Below are 1,440 nucleotides of genomic sequence, written 5' to 3'. Positions count from 1 at the left end.
GGCTGATGCTCCTATGTCCTGTCAAGCGGCGTTGAGCCATTGCCGGTAGGCGTTGGCGAAGTCGTCGTCGCGGCGGGCGCCGCGTTCGATTGTGGAGATCTTGTCGGGCCAGACGCCGAAGTGCGCGGCGGCGGCTGCGACGGTGAGGCCTCGTGCCTGGCGTAGGGGGCTGAGGTCGTCGATGGTGGGGACTTCGGCGGGGTTGGTGAGGTGAGTGAACACCTCGCGGGCGATGGCGCGTTTGAGGCAACGCATGGCTTCCTTCTTGCCCTTGCCGCGTGCGATCAGGCCGGCGATGTAGTCGCGGGTCCTGCGGTCGTGGCTGATCCGAGTCAGAGCGATGCGGTGCAGGGCGGTGTTGGCTTGCCGGTCGCCGCCGCGGTTGAGGCGGTGGCGGGTGGTCTTGCCGCTGGAGGCGGGGATGGGGCTGGTGCCGCAGAGTGCGGCGAAGCTGGCTTCGCTGTGCAGCCGGTCGGGGTTGTCTCCGGCGGTGACCAGCAGCTGGGCGGCGGTGACGGTGTGGATGCCGAACGCGGCGACCAGTGCCGGATTCTCGGCTTTCACCAGGGGCGCCATCAGCGCCTCGAGGTCGGTGATCTCCTCGCCCAGGTGCTGATGGCGGCGGGCGAGGGAGCGTAGCGCGTGCCCGGCAGCGGACGCGATGGCCTCGGAGCTGGAGGGCCGGGACCGTGCGAGGGTGTCGATGAGCTTGTCGTCGCTCAGGCCGCGGAACTTCGCCCGGGTCTGCTCGGGAGCGGTGACCAGCAGTGCCTTGATCTGAGCTATCGCCGCGGTGCGGGCTTTGACGGCGCTGCGGCGGGCGACCAGCAGCTGCCGGATCGCTTCGACCGTGCCGTCGGCGGTCTTCGGGGTTGGCAGGTCCATTTCCGCCAGCGCGGTTTGGGCGGCGGCGTAGGCGTCGATCGGGTCGGTCTTGCCCTGCAGGCGGCGGAGCTGCCGGTTCGGGCGGATCACCTCCGCGACGAGCATGCCCAGGCTGCGCAGGTGACGAGACAAGCCGGCACCGTAGGAGCCGGTGCCTTCGACGCCGACGCGCACCACGATCCCGAACGAGATCAGGAACGCTGCCAGCGCGGCATAGCCCGCTGTGGTCGTGGGGAGCTGGGCATCGCCGAGGCGGCGGCCGACGGCGTCGATGACGGCGGCGTGGTGCGTGTCGGCGTGCGTGTCGACACCCGCGACGACTTCACGGGCAGGAGTTGTCATGATGGTTCTGCTTCCTTGATCGGGTAGCGAACCGGTCAGGCGGGCAGACAAGACGTTGGCGGGGCCTCTAGACCAGGCTCCTATGAGGTCATGTCCGCCTGGCCGGCCACATGGAGGACACCCCGCCCGGGCCGACGGATCAGCCGGTAGACATCGCGTCAGTCGCTGGCAGGGTCAGACCCGAGCGGGGCGTTATCAGTATCAACGTCGCTG

Annotated in this window: 1 pseudogene; it reads right to left on the bottom strand. The window is 69.3% G+C overall.

Annotation, left to right across the window (positions count from 1 at the left end):
• Positions 1 to 204 precede the first annotated feature (204 nt).
• Positions 205 to 1,227, bottom strand: a pseudogene (locus tag IR155_RS15650) (IS110 family RNA-guided transposase); the annotation flags it as partial.
• Positions 1,228 to 1,440 lie beyond the last annotated feature (213 nt).

Source organism: Microbacterium paludicola, assembly GCF_015235415.1.
Lineage (GTDB): Bacteria > Actinomycetota > Actinomycetes > Actinomycetales > Microbacteriaceae > Microbacterium > Microbacterium paludicola.
The sequence above is the reverse complement of the archived record's forward strand: the minus strand, read 5'-3'. Positions and strand labels throughout refer to the sequence as shown.